The organism is Psychrobacter glacincola (assembly GCF_965118485.1).
Lineage (GTDB): Bacteria > Pseudomonadota > Gammaproteobacteria > Pseudomonadales > Moraxellaceae > Psychrobacter > Psychrobacter glacincola_D.
In genome coordinates, this window is record NZ_CBCPJH010000007.1 from 1 (window position 1) to 16,159 (window position 16,159).

At 41.2% G+C, this 16,159-nt stretch carries 13 protein-coding genes; 3 read left to right on the forward strand and 10 right to left on the reverse strand.

Going from position 1 to position 16,159, the window contains the following annotated elements:
* Nucleotides 1–144 precede the first annotated feature (144 nt).
* Together ftsH and ACMHKH_RS03565 are read right to left on the reverse strand one after the other, a co-directional pair.
* Nucleotides 145–2,040: an ATP-dependent zinc metalloprotease FtsH gene (gene ftsH, locus ACMHKH_RS03560; RefSeq protein WP_413519292.1), complete on the reverse strand. Its 1,896-nt coding sequence runs from the start codon at nt 2,038–2,040 to the stop codon at nt 145–147.
* Between the two features lie 396 nt (nt 2,041–2,436).
* Entirely contained in the window at nt 2,437–3,069 is a 633-nt protein-coding gene (locus ACMHKH_RS03565) for an RlmE family RNA methyltransferase (protein WP_413519293.1), read from the reverse strand.
* Nucleotides 3,070–3,440: 371 nt separating this feature from the next.
* Between ACMHKH_RS03565 and ACMHKH_RS03570 the strand changes: the two genes are divergently transcribed.
* Both ACMHKH_RS03570 and ACMHKH_RS03575 read left to right on the forward strand, forming a co-directional pair.
* Nucleotides 3,441–3,749: a YhbY family RNA-binding protein gene (locus ACMHKH_RS03570; RefSeq protein WP_079692525.1), complete on the forward strand. Its 309-nt coding sequence runs from the start codon at nt 3,441–3,443 to the stop codon at nt 3,747–3,749.
* 205 nt (nt 3,750–3,954) lie between these two features.
* Nucleotides 3,955–4,692, forward strand: coding sequence for a hypothetical protein (locus tag ACMHKH_RS03575; RefSeq protein WP_413519294.1), 738 nt, complete (start codon nt 3,955–3,957; stop codon nt 4,690–4,692).
* Between the two features lie 123 nt (nt 4,693–4,815).
* Here the strand turns inward: ACMHKH_RS03575 and ACMHKH_RS03580 are convergent, their stop codons facing one another.
* A complete protein-coding gene (locus ACMHKH_RS03580; protein WP_413519295.1) occupies nt 4,816–5,544 on the reverse strand; it encodes a CHAP domain-containing protein in 729 nt (242 codons plus the stop codon).
* A gap of 269 nt (nt 5,545–5,813) precedes the next feature.
* Between ACMHKH_RS03580 and ACMHKH_RS03585 the strand changes: the two genes are divergently transcribed.
* Nucleotides 5,814–6,329: a hypothetical protein gene (locus tag ACMHKH_RS03585; RefSeq protein ID WP_413519296.1), complete on the forward strand. Its 516-nt coding sequence runs from the start codon at nt 5,814–5,816 to the stop codon at nt 6,327–6,329.
* A 298-nt stretch (nt 6,330–6,627) separates the two neighbouring features.
* Here the strand turns inward: ACMHKH_RS03585 and lpxC are convergent, their stop codons facing one another.
* The 7 genes from lpxC to murG all read right to left on the reverse strand — a co-directional run bounded on the left by lpxC (nt 6,628) and on the right by murG (nt 15,889).
* Nucleotides 6,628–7,545 (reverse strand): UDP-3-O-acyl-N-acetylglucosamine deacetylase, encoded by a 918-nt coding sequence (gene lpxC, locus ACMHKH_RS03590; protein ID WP_413519297.1) that lies wholly within the window; start codon nt 7,543–7,545, stop codon nt 6,628–6,630.
* A 357-nt stretch (nt 7,546–7,902) separates the two neighbouring features.
* Nucleotides 7,903–9,099 carry a cell division protein FtsZ gene (gene ftsZ / locus ACMHKH_RS03595; protein ID WP_413519298.1) on the reverse strand — a complete coding sequence of 399 codons (1,197 nt, stop codon included), beginning with the start codon at nt 9,097–9,099 and terminating at the stop codon, nt 7,903–7,905.
* Nucleotides 9,100–9,344: 245 nt separating this feature from the next.
* Nucleotides 9,345–10,637 (reverse strand): cell division protein FtsA, encoded by a 1,293-nt coding sequence (gene ftsA, locus ACMHKH_RS03600; protein WP_413519299.1) that lies wholly within the window; start codon nt 10,635–10,637, stop codon nt 9,345–9,347.
* 151 nt (nt 10,638–10,788) lie between these two features.
* Nucleotides 10,789–11,631, reverse strand: a complete 843-nt coding sequence (locus ACMHKH_RS03605) for a cell division protein FtsQ/DivIB (RefSeq protein WP_413519300.1) — start codon at nt 11,629–11,631, stop codon at nt 10,789–10,791.
* Nucleotides 11,632–12,100: 469 nt separating this feature from the next.
* Nucleotides 12,101–13,246, reverse strand: a complete 1,146-nt coding sequence (locus ACMHKH_RS03610) for a D-alanine--D-alanine ligase (RefSeq protein ID WP_413519301.1) — start codon at nt 13,244–13,246, stop codon at nt 12,101–12,103.
* 48 nt (nt 13,247–13,294) lie between these two features.
* A complete protein-coding gene (gene murC, locus ACMHKH_RS03615) occupies nt 13,295–14,734 on the reverse strand; it encodes a UDP-N-acetylmuramate--L-alanine ligase (RefSeq protein ID WP_413519302.1) in 1,440 nt (479 codons plus the stop codon).
* Nucleotides 14,735–14,803: 69 nt separating this feature from the next.
* Complete coding sequence (murG, locus tag ACMHKH_RS03620) at nt 14,804–15,889, reverse strand: undecaprenyldiphospho-muramoylpentapeptide beta-N-acetylglucosaminyltransferase (protein WP_413519303.1); 1,086 nt, start codon at nt 15,887–15,889, stop codon at nt 14,804–14,806.
* Nucleotides 15,890–16,159: the final 270 nt, after the last annotated feature.

A 16,159-nucleotide genomic window follows, 5' to 3' on the forward strand; every position in this document is an offset into this window, starting at 1 on the left:
AAAAAACTGTCTAAAAGGTACACTTATAATAGCAGGAAATCTTAAACAGTTCTAAAGCCAGCATAAAATAAAGAAAACAAGAAAGCCCTTTCGAAAAAGGGCTTTTTTTATTGAGCTTTTAAGTATTATTTGAAGTACTAACTATTACATCGCTGGTAATGGTGGCGGGATTACTCCAACCGTTTTCACATCACCTTTCGATAAATTGACTTCATTATGCTGATAAACTCTTGGTGGACGAGGTTGTTCACCGGCTAAGATATCTTGCAATTGATCACGGTCAATAGTTTCCCATTTCATCAAGGCATCTACCATAGCATGCATCTTTTCTTGATTGCCTTCAATCAATTCACGAGCGATATCGTATTGTTCTTCTAGCATACGGCGTACTTCTTCATCAACCTTTTGCTGGGTTGCTTCTGAAATCGTACGACCACCGCCACCGAAGTAACCTTGTGAGCTGTCATCATCTTCATAGACCATGATACCAAGCGCGTCAGACATGCCGTATTTGGTTACCATTGCTCTTGCCATTTTTGTCGCACGCTCAAAGTCGTTTGAGGCACCTGTCGACATTTGATCGATAAATACTTCTTCAGCAATACGACCACCAAACAAGATCGCAATATCACTCAGCATTTTTGATTTGTACATACTGGTTTGATCGTGCTCGGGCAACTGCCAAGTGACCCCAAGCGCAAAACCACGCGGCATAATGGTGACTTTATGTACAGGGTCGGTACCCGGTAGTAGCTCAGCAACTAATGCATGACCTGCCTCATGATAGGCCGTTGCACGGCGCTCTTCTTCACGGATAACCATTGATTTACGCTCAGGACCCATGTAAAGCTTATCTTTTGCATCTTCAAAGTCATTCATATCAACACTGCGCTTGTTACGACGAGCGGCAAATAATGCAGCTTCGTTCACAAGGTTGGCAAGCTGAGCACCACTAAAACCAGGGGTACCACGAGCTAACGCATGCGCGTCAACACCAATAGTGTTAGGCAGTTTCTTCAAATGAACTTTAAGTATTTGCTCACGACCTTTGATATCTGGCAAGCCTACTTGTACCTGACGGTCAAAGCGACCCGGGCGCAATAACGCTTTATCAAGAACGTCCGCACGGTTAGTCGCGGCAATCACAATAACGCCTTCATTACCTTCAAAACCATCCATTTCAACCAATAGTTGGTTCAATGTCTGTTCGCGCTCATCGTTACCGCCACCCATACCAGAGCCACGATGACGACCGACTGCGTCAATCTCATCGATAAAGATGATACAAGGCGCACTTTTCTTAGCTTGCTCAAACATGTCACGCACACGAGAGGCACCGACACCGACGAACATTTCTACAAAATCAGAACCTGAGATCGAGAAGAAAGGCACTTTGGCTTCACCAGCAATGGCTCTTGCCAATAGCGTCTTACCAGTACCTGGAGGACCGACCATCAAGATACCACGTGGAATGGTTGCACCAAGTTTGGTAAATTTATCAGGATCACGTAAAAACTCGACCACTTCGACTACTTCTTCTTTGGCTTCTTCACAGCCAGCAACGTCTTCAAAATTTACTTTGATTTGATCTTCAGTTAGCATTTTGGCTTTAGATTTACCAAAACTCATTGGACCGCCGCCCTTACCGCCAGCACCGCCCTGCATATTACGCATAAAGAATAGAAACAAACCAATAATCAATAAGATTGGGAAGCTGGCTATCAATAGCTGCATGAGTACGCTTTGACGCTTAGGCGCAGTACCTTGCACTTCAACTTTATTTTCACGTAGTAATGGCATCAGCTGTTCGTCAGCTACAGCTGGTCGAATGGTCTCAAACGCTGAACCATTTTTCTTTTCGCCGATGATCTGCTCGCCGTCAATTTCAACACTGGCTACTTGGTTTTCTGACACAGCGGTCACAAATTCAGAGTAGTTAAGGCTATCGGGCTCAGATGATTTATCAAAGCCGCTAAACACCAGCACTAAAACGCCGATCACCACCAGCCACAATAAGGTATTTTTTACCATGTCGCTCACTAGTTATTCCCATCCCTTACTTATTGGTGTGTTTACTCAACACGTGACGTCTATATATAAACGTATGTCTCGCTATTCAAGGGTTATTATCAAATATCGTTTTAAACAAACGATAAATGGCACAATAACGATGAATAAGCGAGTTTATAGAGCGCTTACGGTCAGACGACTTTGCTAAAAACATAAGTGCTTAAAAAGCTACTTGAAAAATTAGTTAGAAAAGCGCTTAAAAACAGCTTTCAAACAAAGTTAATATATCATGATATGTGGTGTTAACCTGAATAATTCAAGCGCAAGTCACTATTATTCAGTTAACGATTGTAGCGGATTTGATTTGATGATTTTAGTCATTATTACTTAATAAAAGCTATTTAATAAAAAACTGTTTAATGGCAACTATTTAATAGCGACCCAAAACATCTCTTTTGAGCGCGGTCGTGAAGCGCCAGGCTTGATACTACGAATTTTACTAAAATCTGCCTGCATTTGCTTGCGTAATTCTTGTGTACCCACGCCTTGAAACACTTTCATAATAAGCGCGCCACCTTCTGGCAAGGTTGCAAGGGCGAAATCGACGGCTAGCTCACATAAATACATCATGCGTGGCTGATCAATAGCACTGTTACCAGCGGTATTGGGTGCCATATCGGACAGTACCACATCTACTTGTCTATCACCAACCTCAGCCATAATAGTATCAAACACTGAAGCCTCGCGAAAATCACCTTGAATAAAGGTCACATCTGGCAAGTTATCCATCGGTAGAATATCAGAGGCAATCAAAATACCTTTTTCACCGACCAGCTCACCAGCTACTTGCGACCAGCTACCAGGGGCACTACCCAAATCGACAACCGTCATACCTTTTTTAATCAAATTAGTTTTTTCATTTATCTCTAATAATTTATAAGCAGCGCGAGCACGATAGCCATCTTTTTGAGCTTTTTTCACATAGTGATCATCAATGTGCTCTTTCATCCAAGCACTACTGCTCTTTGATAATTTGTTGTTTTCAATACGTGTGGCCAAAATTCCTGCTCCTATGTCTTACTTTTTTATACGCACATATATGTTTATTAAATAGTATCTTAATGAATTTTTTTGCTGTCTATAATTTTCTACAGTTACGCCATCAAAAATATTTTTATGGATGACTTTTAATATGTTAGAGCTATTTATCGGTTTTAAAAATTGAAATAGATAAATTTTCTTAGTGAAAACACTGCTTTATAAGAGCGTAGCGTTTATAATGTATTCATACCTGTAGTTTAACATTTTCGTCATGTAAAATCGTGCAAAATCCTGCTGTTCTCATGCAAGATGGTCATAGATTATTTATAATGCTCATTAATTGCGCTTAATCGTATCATTTTTTATTTTTATAAAACCCTAGGAATTCTATGCAACTTGATAACGCAACCATCAAACGCTTAAAAGGCATTGGTCATGACCTCAAACCGATTGTTATGATTGGCAATAAAGGTGTCACGCCAAGCATCACAGAAGAGATTGATCGCGCCTTATCAGATCATGAACTGATTAAAGTAAAACTGCCTGCTGGTACCAAAGAAGAGCGCGATGTTATCGGTGCTGAGCTTGCCGCTACCGCTAAGGCAACGTTGATTCACTCAATTGGTCGTATGGCGCTATTGCTACGTAAGAATCCAAACGCTAATCCTAAGCTTTCAAACTTAGCTCGTAACGCTTAGTCGTTTATTATTGGCAGGCTGCTTAAAAACAAGCTTATCCTGCTGATATGCCAGTTAGATTTTTACAGTATAAAAGCCGTGATGCATCTTTGCTCGCGGCTTTTATGTTATTTATCGCTCAGGATTTACTGCTATCGAGTATTTGATATGAATAATAGTGTCTATCAAATATTATAATGAAAATTATTTTTGAGGTAATGAGACTATGAGCCAGCGTTTTGATTTACGCCTAGCGACTGAAGCCTTAATAGAGGATGCGCAGCAACTTAGTGTGACGGAAGAAACATTACAAAACATTAGCGTACAGGTAAACGCAACGCTTATAGAACAGCCAGAGGCTTACTTAGAGCTAGAGTATTTTGTGACGCTGCCTACTGAATCGTTAGCTACTCAATTCAATTGGTCAAGATGGCAGCCAGAACAAGTTGGCTTTAAGGATTATCTGTGGGAACAAACTTGCCTTGAATGCTTTTTAGCAGGTTCTTTAATCAGTAGTAGCTCAAAAGATAGTGATAGGTCACCTAATACTAATGGGACAACGGCTTATATTGAAATAAATGCCAATCCTAATGGACAGTATGCGTTATATGAGTTTGATAGCTATCGCTCTCCTGCGATACTACCGCCAAAACCTCTCATGCAAGCTGATGGACAGACACGTGCTGCTATCGACTGGATATATTATAGTGATACCCCAAAACCGCTAATAGACTCCACAATATCAGTGCATACACCTTATCAGTACCAACGTCGCTTTAGAGTACCATTAAGTTTATTTTCACCGCTGCATGACACAGTAGACTGGCACAATGATGCGCTCGTTAAATATATACATCCTTGCGTCATTTTATACTTTAGCGACACAGCGTTATACTTTGCGCCCAAACATGCATCACCCCCCGACTTTCATAATCGTCAGTATTGGACACGTTTTGATAGGTAAGCAGCCCTTGGTCAATAAAAATATAAAAACATCAAACGAAGAGGCGTTTTATTTAAGACATAAAAAAACTCAATAATGTCATAAAACACATTACTGAGTCCGGAGAAGACGTTAAATAAAAGCTTATTTATCAGCCATTGCAAGGTAGATACCACGGTCTGAGGCATCGTCAACGTATTTTGAATCGCGCCATGTTGTATAGCTATTAACACCGCTATATGGGCTGATACCGTTTTGACGGAAATCAGACACCCAGCTATTACCATCAAATATTTGGATATGGCCATGTGGACGTCTTGAGCTACGATCATAAACAATAACGTCACCAACTTGGGTAGGCATATTGTTACTAATTTTGCTAAAGCCTGCTTGTGACAATGTGCCACGAGAGGCATATTGATAGGCTGAAGGATTAGGGGTAAATTCATAGCCAGCTGATTGTAGCGCTTTACGAACATAACGAGCACAGTAACCAGAGCTGTTAGATAAAGCGACTCGTGATGCATTTGCTGCTGCAATAGCAGGCGCAGAATAACGATCTGGCACTGTGTTTGCTTGCTGCTGACGCTGCTCATAAGACAAACGATTAGTTAGCGAGGCAAGCTGATATTCTTTTTGTTTTGCATGCGCGCTTAAATTATCGATTGCTTGGCTGATCTCATCGTTACTAGAAACATAAGCACCGCTATTGGTGCTATAGATATTACGACTAGAACCGTAGTTCGAAGCAGCAGAGATATTTGTGATGGTATGAGTCAAGGTATTATTTGATTGAAAGGTTGTTTCGGCAGCACCACTTGTCTGTGCCACGCCCATTCCCAATACTGATAAAATTAATAAAGCTTGTTTCATAAATTTACTACCTATTGTGAAAACGGGATTGCTCGTCATCCGTGACAAAGCATGAATTAGTTTAGAAAAAATAATCATGAAATAAACATGATAAAATCTTTATTATCATTGCTCTCTTACTTCTTGAGTAGCTGACACTGATATCATCATCAGTTTAATCACCTACTATATACAGGTCGTTTGCTATCTCATACCTTGCTTTGAAAATAGGCGTTTTGAGCTTAGTTATTCTGAATATCGATTTTTCACCTATTAGATGAGTTATCACGATGTCCAAAAAACACCCTAACCGCCTAGCTACTCTCATCGATCATCAGGCTTTTGCTGGTAGTGCGCTACCCCAAAGTCTATCTGATAGTATGCATTTATATGTGCAAGCAACCACTGAAGTAAAAGCGCTGCTGGTAGATTGTCTACCTGAGGAAATCCTCAATAACTGCTGGGTCGTGGGCTTAACGTCTGAGCAATTAACCCTTAGTGTCGAGTCGGTAACCGCTGCCAATCATATTCGCTATTTACAAAGTGCGTATTTGCAGGTGTTAACAGAGCAGTCAATTACATTTAAACAACTCAAGCAAATCCGCGTCATCGTAGCCAATAGTTCTGCTAATAATCATTATTCTAAATCATTATCAGCCTTGTCAGCATCACGCTCAATGTCTGTTAAAGCCCATGAAAATCAGGCTCTTAGCCAAAACACAAAGCGGACTATATCACAGGCAGCAGAGCATGTCACCACTGATGAAAACCTCAAAAAAGCACTTTTGCGTCTCATCAATGACTAAAAATCTACCACGCGATATGTAAAGTTATGTAAAATAATCCGCTGATTGAGTCTGTTAAGGCTGCGTTCTTGTAATCTCAAAAACAAAAAAAATCATCTGTCAGTACCATTCACATTGTGAACATCACTGACAGATGATTTTGCTATTCGCTACAGCTTTTATGTCGTCTACTATACAGGGTGGTTATTATAAAATAAATAATTATATATTTAAAAAAATGAATATTTATTTCCCCTACTTATAACCATTTTATGTAATATTGCGTAAATGTTTCGATACTTCGTGTATATCTCTGTATTCATCCTTCGACAGTTATACCATTCAAAGGTAAATATTCGATAGGACATGTTACGTTGTCATCAAATGTTACAATTTCAAAGTTATTGTGGTCAGATAAAATCTCACGTACTAACAAATTATTCAAAGCATGACCCGATTTATAAGCATTAAAACGACCTAAAATAGGATAACCAATCAAATATAAATCACCTAGGGCATCTAACATTTTATGACGAACGAACTCATCGTTAAAACGTAAACCTTCTTCGTTTAAAATACTGCTTTCATCGATAACGATCGCATTGTCCATGCTCCCGCCCAATGCCAAATTATTCTGACGCATGGCTTCGATATCACGTAAAAAACCAAAGGTACGGGCTGAGCTCAGCTGTTCAATGAAATTTTGGGTCGAAAACTGCAACTGGGCATGCTGAAAGTTTTTATCAATCGCAGGATGGTCAAAATCAATCTCAAAATTCAGCTCAAAACCTTGATAAGGACGTAGCTCTGCCCATTTATCGTCAACTTTGACACGTACAGGGCGTACGATTTTAATAAATTTCTTTAACGCATCCTGTTCACAGAAACCGGCTTGCAATAACAGTCCCACAAAAGGGGCTGCACTGCCATCCATAATCGGTATCTCTGATGCTGACACCCGGATTAAAAGATTATCTACCCCAAGTCCCGCTATCGCACTGAGTAAATGCTCAACAGTACCTACACGAGTCCCACCAAATACCAAATTAGATGACATCATGGTATCTTGTACCAAAAATGCACTGGCAGGAATAGGATTGCTACCAGCAATATCAGAGCGCTCAAAGACGATTCCAGTATTAATTGGCTGCGGATAAAACTCTAAATCAACAGGTTGACCACTATGGAGACCAGTACCTGTAACGGCTATTGCTGTTTTTATGGTTCGTTGGTTCATGGCTACTTTCTCACATATTTTGTTACAATTGCCATAGTGTATCATTAGCCGACCCCAGTTCGCTAGCGTTAAAAAGCGTTAATTTGCTTATCTCCTTGTTTGAAAACACTTATTAAAGGGCTATTATTGAGTGTTTTTATCTTATAATTAGGCGTAAACTACTGTGAAATAGTGATTCATAAAGAGCTTTACTTCTTATTAATGCTTATCAAATAGCGATATTTAGACAGTACATATACCAACAATCAGGTCAGACTTCATTTAACAACAGAGTGTTTTAAAAATTATCAGCTCAAATATTAAATACAAAAAAGCCAGCGATCAACGCCGGCTTTCTTAATCAGTATACAAAGATAACTATTTGTTTTGCTGACGTTTTAAATAATCTTGGATACTATTGGTTTTTGTTTTTGTCTGCTCTGGCGCGATATTTGAGCGCACTGGGTTTTCTTGATACTGAGCTTGAGCCTGCTTTTGGCTATTTAAAGCGCTAGTATGCAAGTTAGGATCAACAGGCTGCGTGCTGTTCACAGAAGGCACTGGCTGCTCAACCACTTCAGGCTCTTCACCAGCGTTCTCATCTAAGGTTAGACCGGTTGCAATGACGGTAACGTGTAAATCATCACCCATTTTTTCATCAATGACTGAACCATAGAAGATATGCGCATCATCTATATCGGTGATTTCTTCAACGATGACACTGATTTTGCTCATCTCATCCAATGATAGCGACTCAGAAGAGATAACGTTGACCAGTAAGCCTTTAGCATTCTCTAAACGTAAATCATCAAGCAGTGGCGATCTGATGGCTTTTTCGGTCGCTTGACGCGCACGATCATCGCCGCTAGCACGACCTATACCCATCATCGCATGACCTTTAGCAGTCATCGCCGTGCGGATATCGTTAAAGTCAATATTGATCATACCTTCGCTAGCGATAGTTTCTGCAATACCTTGAACCGCATGCAACAACACATCGTCTGCTTTTTTGAAAGCATCTTGCATAGAGATATTGCCGTACACACTCATCAACTTATCATTTGGGATAGTGATGATAGAATCTACAAAATTAGTAAGCTGCTCGATACCCGCTTTAGCAGCCTTGATACGTTTACCGCCTTCAAATTTGAATGGTGTGGTGACTACTGCGACTGTCAACACTTCCATCTCTTTGGCAATACGCGCAACCACTGGTGCTGCACCAGTACCAGTACCACCACCCATACCAGCTGTGATAAACACCATGTCTGAGTGTTCAAGTAACGCGCGAATCGCTTCTTCGTCACTTTCTGCAGCTTCACGACCCACTTCAGGATTTGCCCCTGCACCAAGACCACGGTTAGTTTTTGCGCCAAGTTGTAACTTATGCGGTGCCGTCAGACGATCAAGCGCTTGTTTATCCGTATTTGCACAGACAAACGTTACCCCTCTAATCCCTTGCTGTACCATATGTTCAACTGCATTACCGCCGCCGCCACCTACACCGAATACAGTGAAGCTTGCTTGGCCGTTATTTTGAAGCTGATTATCATCTGGCATGGTATATTTTGACATAAAAAGGTTTCTCCAGTTGCAGATAGCGTGATGGTCGATACGGGGTAACACACTCATATGGCGCGCTATCGACTGACTATATATAAATGTATTTGAATAAAATAGGGCAATGGCTTAAATAGTAACGCTTAACCAATATATGCCGTTATTATACAGGGTATTGCTGTTCATATTGTTGCTTGGTGCTGCTGTAAAAATCATTATCTGATTACGATAAGTAGATTGTCAGCAACATCACAGCACAATTATAATATCTTTTTTAGCACACTAGCAAAACGTTGACCGGCACTTTGAAAAACACCTGTCACACGATTTTTTTGAATTGCTTCCGGCTCACTCTTTTCACTGCGGCGAAACTGCTCGCTCTGACTATAAAGTAGGGTCCCAAATGCCGTTTGATAAGCGCGATCGTTCACCTGAATATTCAGCTGTTTGAAAGACTCATCATTATCAAAATGATTATAAGCACTAATAGCTGGATGGGTGTTGGTCAAGACCACCGGCATTTTTAACAATTTTTTGGCAAACGGTATCATACCTTTAATGGCACTGCCGCCGCCTGAAAGCACAAGCCCTTTATCAATATAACCCAATAAGTCCGCTTCGCGTAATTGGCGAACCACTTCAGTGAATATTTGCTCATAACGCGCTTCAATAATACGAGCAAGATTATAAATATTGATATTAATCTCATCGCCCGACCCTTGCGGTTTAAATAGAAAAAATGAGCTTGGGTCTACACTATTGACATCGACGGTACCATATGTTTTTTTCAGCTTTTCCGCCTCTATCATGGAGATACCAACGTCTGCTGATATATCCATTGTCACTTCATGGCTGCCCATCGCGATACAATGAGTGAAAATCAGCTTGTTTTCTTTATAAACACAAATGCTAGTAGTACTAGCACCGATATCAATTAAGCAGACGCCTTGTTGGCGCTCTTCGCCCATCAAGCTATATTCGGCACTGGTCACTGCATCAAATACAATATGATCAATACCGACATCACAGCTTTGCAAAAGTTTTTGAATATTTTGACGACCTGCAACCGGCATCATCATCATGTGATACATCACAGTGATATTTTTCGCCACCATATCAATGGCATCATCAACCATAAACTCTTGATTATCGATATAGATACCTTGCTGACAACAATGCATCAGATAATTATCTGAGGATAAATCTTGCGATTTGGCATTAGATAGCGCTTGTACCATGTCTTTAGTACGTACAAACTCATTTTCTACTCTGACCTCACCTGCGCTATTTTTGCTCAGAAGCTCAGGCGTTGCCATCGTCAGCCAGACACTATGAACGCGGCAATTAGCGGTATCTTCCGCTTCTTGAATAGCTTGTTTAATCGCACCTTGTAAGCGTTCACGATGCTTGATTTGACCTTGATAAAAGTCACTGTTTTTAACTTGCCCCACACCCATGATACGGATGTCTTTTGCAGACTCAACGCTACCAATAACGACATAAACTGCCGTGGCGCTTAAATGGACAACAACCAGATTTTCAGTATTTTTCATGGTACCAGACAAATTATCGCTAAACAGGAGAACAAATGATGTCTCCATTAAATCATTAAAATAAAACTATTATCAGGGGATAACAGCGTATGTTTACTCTAGATAAAAATAAAGCAGAAAATTTTAGCGTGTTGACTGCTTTATATATTGCTTATAGAGGTTGTTCTTTTGTAGATTTATCGTTTGGCTGCTTTTCTTTCGGAGATATCTCAGTATTTTGTGGCGGTGCTATATTCCATGCAATCGTAAATCCATTTTTGTAGCGAAGATCTACCGATTGAATTTCAGCACGGCGGTTTTCTAATTGATTACCCATTAACTGGCTTAAATTTAGCAGCTTTTGCGCGGTATTCTCGTTATCAACGATAATACGTAAGCCATTATCAAAGCGAATCAGCCAAGTCATTCTTGGTGATAAAATAATATCTGCCACTTGCAAACCAAGCGGTGCATACCAGTCATTAACTTGTTGTAGCTGTTGCATGATGACTGGCGCTTGGCTCATATCGCCTTGCAACATCGCAAATTGCGCTTGGGTCAAGTCTCGACTATCGGCAGGCACAAATACATTACCTTTTGCATCAACCAAACGTTCAGTGCCAAAATTTGCCACAGCTTGTTTAGGCAAGACGGTAACCACAATACCACGCTGCCAATCCCGACTGATACTGACTTGGTCAACCCATGCCAAACCCGTCGTGATATCGCGTAGCGCTTGCAAGTCAGAGGTAAAAAAACTGCTCACGCTCTGCTGGTTCATCACATGCTGCAGCGCCCGATATTCAGCGACTGTCAAACCTTGATGATTGACATGAATCGCTGCTGGTGGTGCATCACGTAACGCCTTAGCGCCCATTATCAATATCAATACCAACAAGCCAAGCACCAATACGGTAAAAAAATATCTGAGCGCCGTAGGTACTTGAAAGTTAGATTTTGGGTGACGCGTTTTATCACTCATCAAGTCAGCGACGTCATTGACAGTTTGAGCCATAATACACTTCGTCCCTATCTATATATCTATAATTGGATGTAATCGCTATCTATCGACTTATATCAGCATAAAGTTATAGGTATAAAATCGATAATGCCTTTTATTTAACCAAAACCTTGAGCACTTTAGTCTTTTAATAAATTTAGCGAATGAGCATAGTATCAATTTGCATCATTAAAAGTACGCTATAAAGTGAATTTAACTACACTCAAAGGTAACAAATCTTTTATTTAGTAGAAAAACAACTAAGGCGTTGCATAATTATCACTAAAACAAGTAGATAGTTACAATATTAACGCATTTTACCTTTAAACAATAGCCTAACCCCTACTACTAATGTCGAATTTACACAAGTTTACACGAAGCTGTGGTATAGCAGGGCTAGCGATACATTGTCTATAGATAGAGGTGGCTCTTAAGCAAGGATAACTGGTAATTTCACTTATTCATCAGCATCCGATTCAAAGCGTTATACCGTTTGCGCTAGAATATGCCAGCATAAGCGCTCAAAGTCCATACCACGCGCTTTAGCCGCCATTGGTACCAGACTATGACTTGTCATCCCTGGTACAGTATTAATCTCAAGCAGCCAAAAGTTACCAGCTTCATCCTGCATTGCATCAATACGTCCCCAACCTTTTGCTTCAACCGCACGAAACGCTGATAAGCTTAGTTCTTGTAAATGCTTCTCGTCGGTAACACTTAAACCGCAAGGAATATAATAGCTGGTATCATTGCGGTTATATTTGGCTTCAAAATCATAAAAATTGGTAATATCAGCAGGCTCTAGGCGAATAACTGGATACGCTTCGTCATCGATAATCACGATGGTAAACTCACGACCAGTAATCCAGCGCTCAGCCATCACCGCATCACCGCATTGTACGGCGGTTGCATAGGCAGCTGGCAGCTCATCAAGGTTATTGACTTTGGTCATACCAATACTTGATCCTTCATGTACCGGCTTGATAATAAGTGGCAGTCCTAACATATTTACCACTTGCTGCCAGTCAGTTTCAGCGGTGAGAATAGAGAATGGCGCAGTCGATAAACCGCAGCCTTGCCACAACTGCTTAGTACGTACTTTATCCATGCCAAGTGCTGATGCCAAAATACCTGAACCTGTCTGTGGAATATTAAACCACTGCAATACGCCTTGTAGCAGACCATCTTCGCCGCCACGACCATGCAAGACGTTGAATACACGGTCATATTGACGCAGCTCAGTAATATCTTGGTCTTTAGGATCAAAATGGGTCGCATCGACGCCTTGGTTTTGCAATGCTAGCAATACAGCGGCGCCACTGTCTAAAGATACGCTACGCTCGTTGCTGCTACCACCATAAATCACCGCCACTTTACCAAACTCACTGGCGTCTTTTACTTTGCTTTCTTTGATAGCTGGTAATACATCAGCGCCTTGGCTATCGCCCTTTATTTTATCTTGCTCTGCTTGTGCCGCGGCTGCCAAGGCAGGTTCTGGATTGATAATAGGAGCAGCATTATTTTGAGCACTACCTTTAATATTATTGCTAACATTATCTTTAATAGTATCTTGCTCAGTATTACTACAGTCTTGGTTCATATTATCGTTATTTTCTTGAGTAGTATTCATGGTCGTCCCTCTGTTCCTAATATGTTTAAAGCAATGCTCATAAAAAGCTTATTTGATATAAAGATTGTTGGCAGCGAGCTCAACAGCTATTTGCCCGACGTTACCCGCGCCTTGGGTGATGAGCATATCACCTACTTTTAATAAGCGCTGCATCACAGGGGCAATATTATATTTATCAATAATCGTCGGCTCAACCGTACCCCGCAAACGAATACTACGTGCTAAGGCCTTGGTATCCGCACCGGCAATGGGGCTCTCGCCAGCAGAATAGACATCCAGCAACAATAACTCATCGACACTTGAGAGCACTTCGACAAAATCATCAAAGCAGTCACGGGTACGGCTATAACGATGCGGCTGGAACATCATAACCAAACGGCGCTCAGGGAAGCTTTGACGGGCGGCTTTAATGGTTGCATCCACTTCTTTTGGATGATGACCATAATCATCAATCAGTAACACATCGCCATCGTCGATAGTGACAGAAGCATGCTGCTCAAAACGACGACCAACGCCTTCAAATTTCTTTAGCGCACGAGTGATTGCAGCATCGTCAACGCCTTCGTCAGTTGCCATAGTAATGGCAGCTAGTGCATTATAAACATTGTGTACGCCCGGAATATTAAGGGTCAGACGTAATGGCTCATGATCACGGCGCAATACCGTAAAATGCGTTTTTGTGCCTTCGGTAACTAAATCAACCGCTTGTACATCGTTAAATGGCTCAAGACCAAAGGTTAATACTGGACGCCCAATATCATCAATCATCGCATATAGTTCAGGGTCATCACCGCATACAACGGCCAAACCGTAAAACGGCATGTTTTGTAAAAACTGAATGTAAGCTGCTTTTAATTTATCAAAGCTATTGCCATAGGTTTCCATATGGTCTTGATCGATATTGGTGACAATCGCTGCCATCGGATGTAATGACAAGAATGACGCATCAGATTCGTCCGCTTCTGCAATTAAGAAACGACTGCTACCGAGCGCTGCATTTTTACCTGAAGCATTAAGCTTACCGCCAATCACATAAGTAGGATCAAGTTTTCCTTCAGCCATCATGGTCGTCAGCAAGCTAGTCGTCGTAGTTTTACCATGTGCCCCAGCAACGGCGATACCGTGACGATAGCGCATTAACTCACCAAGCATATCAGCACGGCGAACCACAGGAAGACGTGCTTCTAATGCTGCTTTTACTTCAGGATTGCTACGGTCAATGGCAGACGATACGACGATGACATCAGCATTGGCGATGTTTTTAGAATCATGACCAATAGCAATATCAATGCCAATCTGTGCCAAGCGTTTGGTCACTAAGCTCTCAGCAATATCAGAACCACTAACTTTATAGCCTTGATTATTCATAACCTCAGCGATACCGCACATTCCAGAACCACCAATACCGATAAAATGTAGATGCTGAATACGGCGCATTTCTGGTATTTCAATCAAACGTTTGGTTAAGGCTTTAGCAGAGGTAGGCATAGCGTTTTCTCTTTTTATAAGACGGATAGAATTTAGGTAATCAAAAATATTAAGCGTTTAAATCACTATTTATAATGCTTGCCAGATAATATCGGCAACATCTTGGCAGGCCTGACGATTAGCAAACGCATGACCTTTTTTTGCCATTTCTAAGCAAGCGGGTTTATCAAGGATAGCAAGCTCTTCACTCAAGCGTTTGGGTGTCAATTCATTTTGCGGTAATAAAATCGCAGCTTTATGTAATGTCAAAGTGCGTGCATTTGCCGTTTGGTGATCATCTACTGCACTTGGCAGCGGTACAAATATCGCGGCAATACCGACATTTTGAATTTCAGTAACGGTGAGCGCTCCAGCACGGCAAACAATAATATCTGCCCAATTATAAGCCGCTGCCATATCATCGATAAATGGCTGCACCGTAAACTGATGCACACTTAAGTCTTCATTATCATATGCTGCTTGCGTCGCTGCTTCGTTATTACGTCCACATTGATGACGCACCTCAAATGGATTTTCTATCAATGCCAGTGCTTTTGGCACCGTATCGTTTAGCACTTGAGCGCCAAGTGAGCCGCCAACCACTAACAGTTTTAATGCTGAGCGGTCATTTATATCATAACGATTAGTAGGTTCAGCGACTCCAGTAATCGCATTACGTACTGGATTACCGACGGTTTCAAGCTTTTTATCAAGCTGACTATTGCCAAAAGTATTCTCAAATGCTTGTAAGACTTTGGTAGCCATTTTTGCCAAATAGCGGTTACTCATGCCGGCAATGGCATTTTGCTCATGGATAATCAGCGATGTCTTAGTCAGACGAGCTGCTATGCCGCCGGGTGCGCTGACATAACCACCAAAACCGACCACCATATCAATATTATTAGCACGAATGATTTTGATAACTACCATAGTCGCAGACAGTAAAGTTACTGGCATCTTAAGTAAACGCCCAATGCCTTTACCGCGTAAGCCTTGCATCTCAATCGCATGAAAAGGATAACCAGTCGGTGCTACCAAACCATTTTCCATGCCATTTGGTGTACCCAACCAATGAATAACCACACCGCGCTTGCTCAATTCTTCACTAACTGCCAGCGCGGGAAATACGTGTCCGCCAGTACCAGCAGCCATCATTAGTATGTGCGGTGTCTTCATTGGGTGCCTGCCTATCTTTTTTGTATTGATATGAAGGACTTATTGTCCTATCGCCATCTGAATTATTGGGTCATAAGGGCTGCTTAAAAGCCCGCATAGTATAGTGTAAATCGTGGTCGGATATATAGTATTTTCTGACTGACTAATAACAAAAATCCAAGCCGTGAGTAATCACGACTTGGCTTTGGTACATACTGCTAAATCGTTATAAAAACGCTGCTGCCCTAACGTTTTAACGATACATGGTAGCACAACTATTTTTGCTCATTG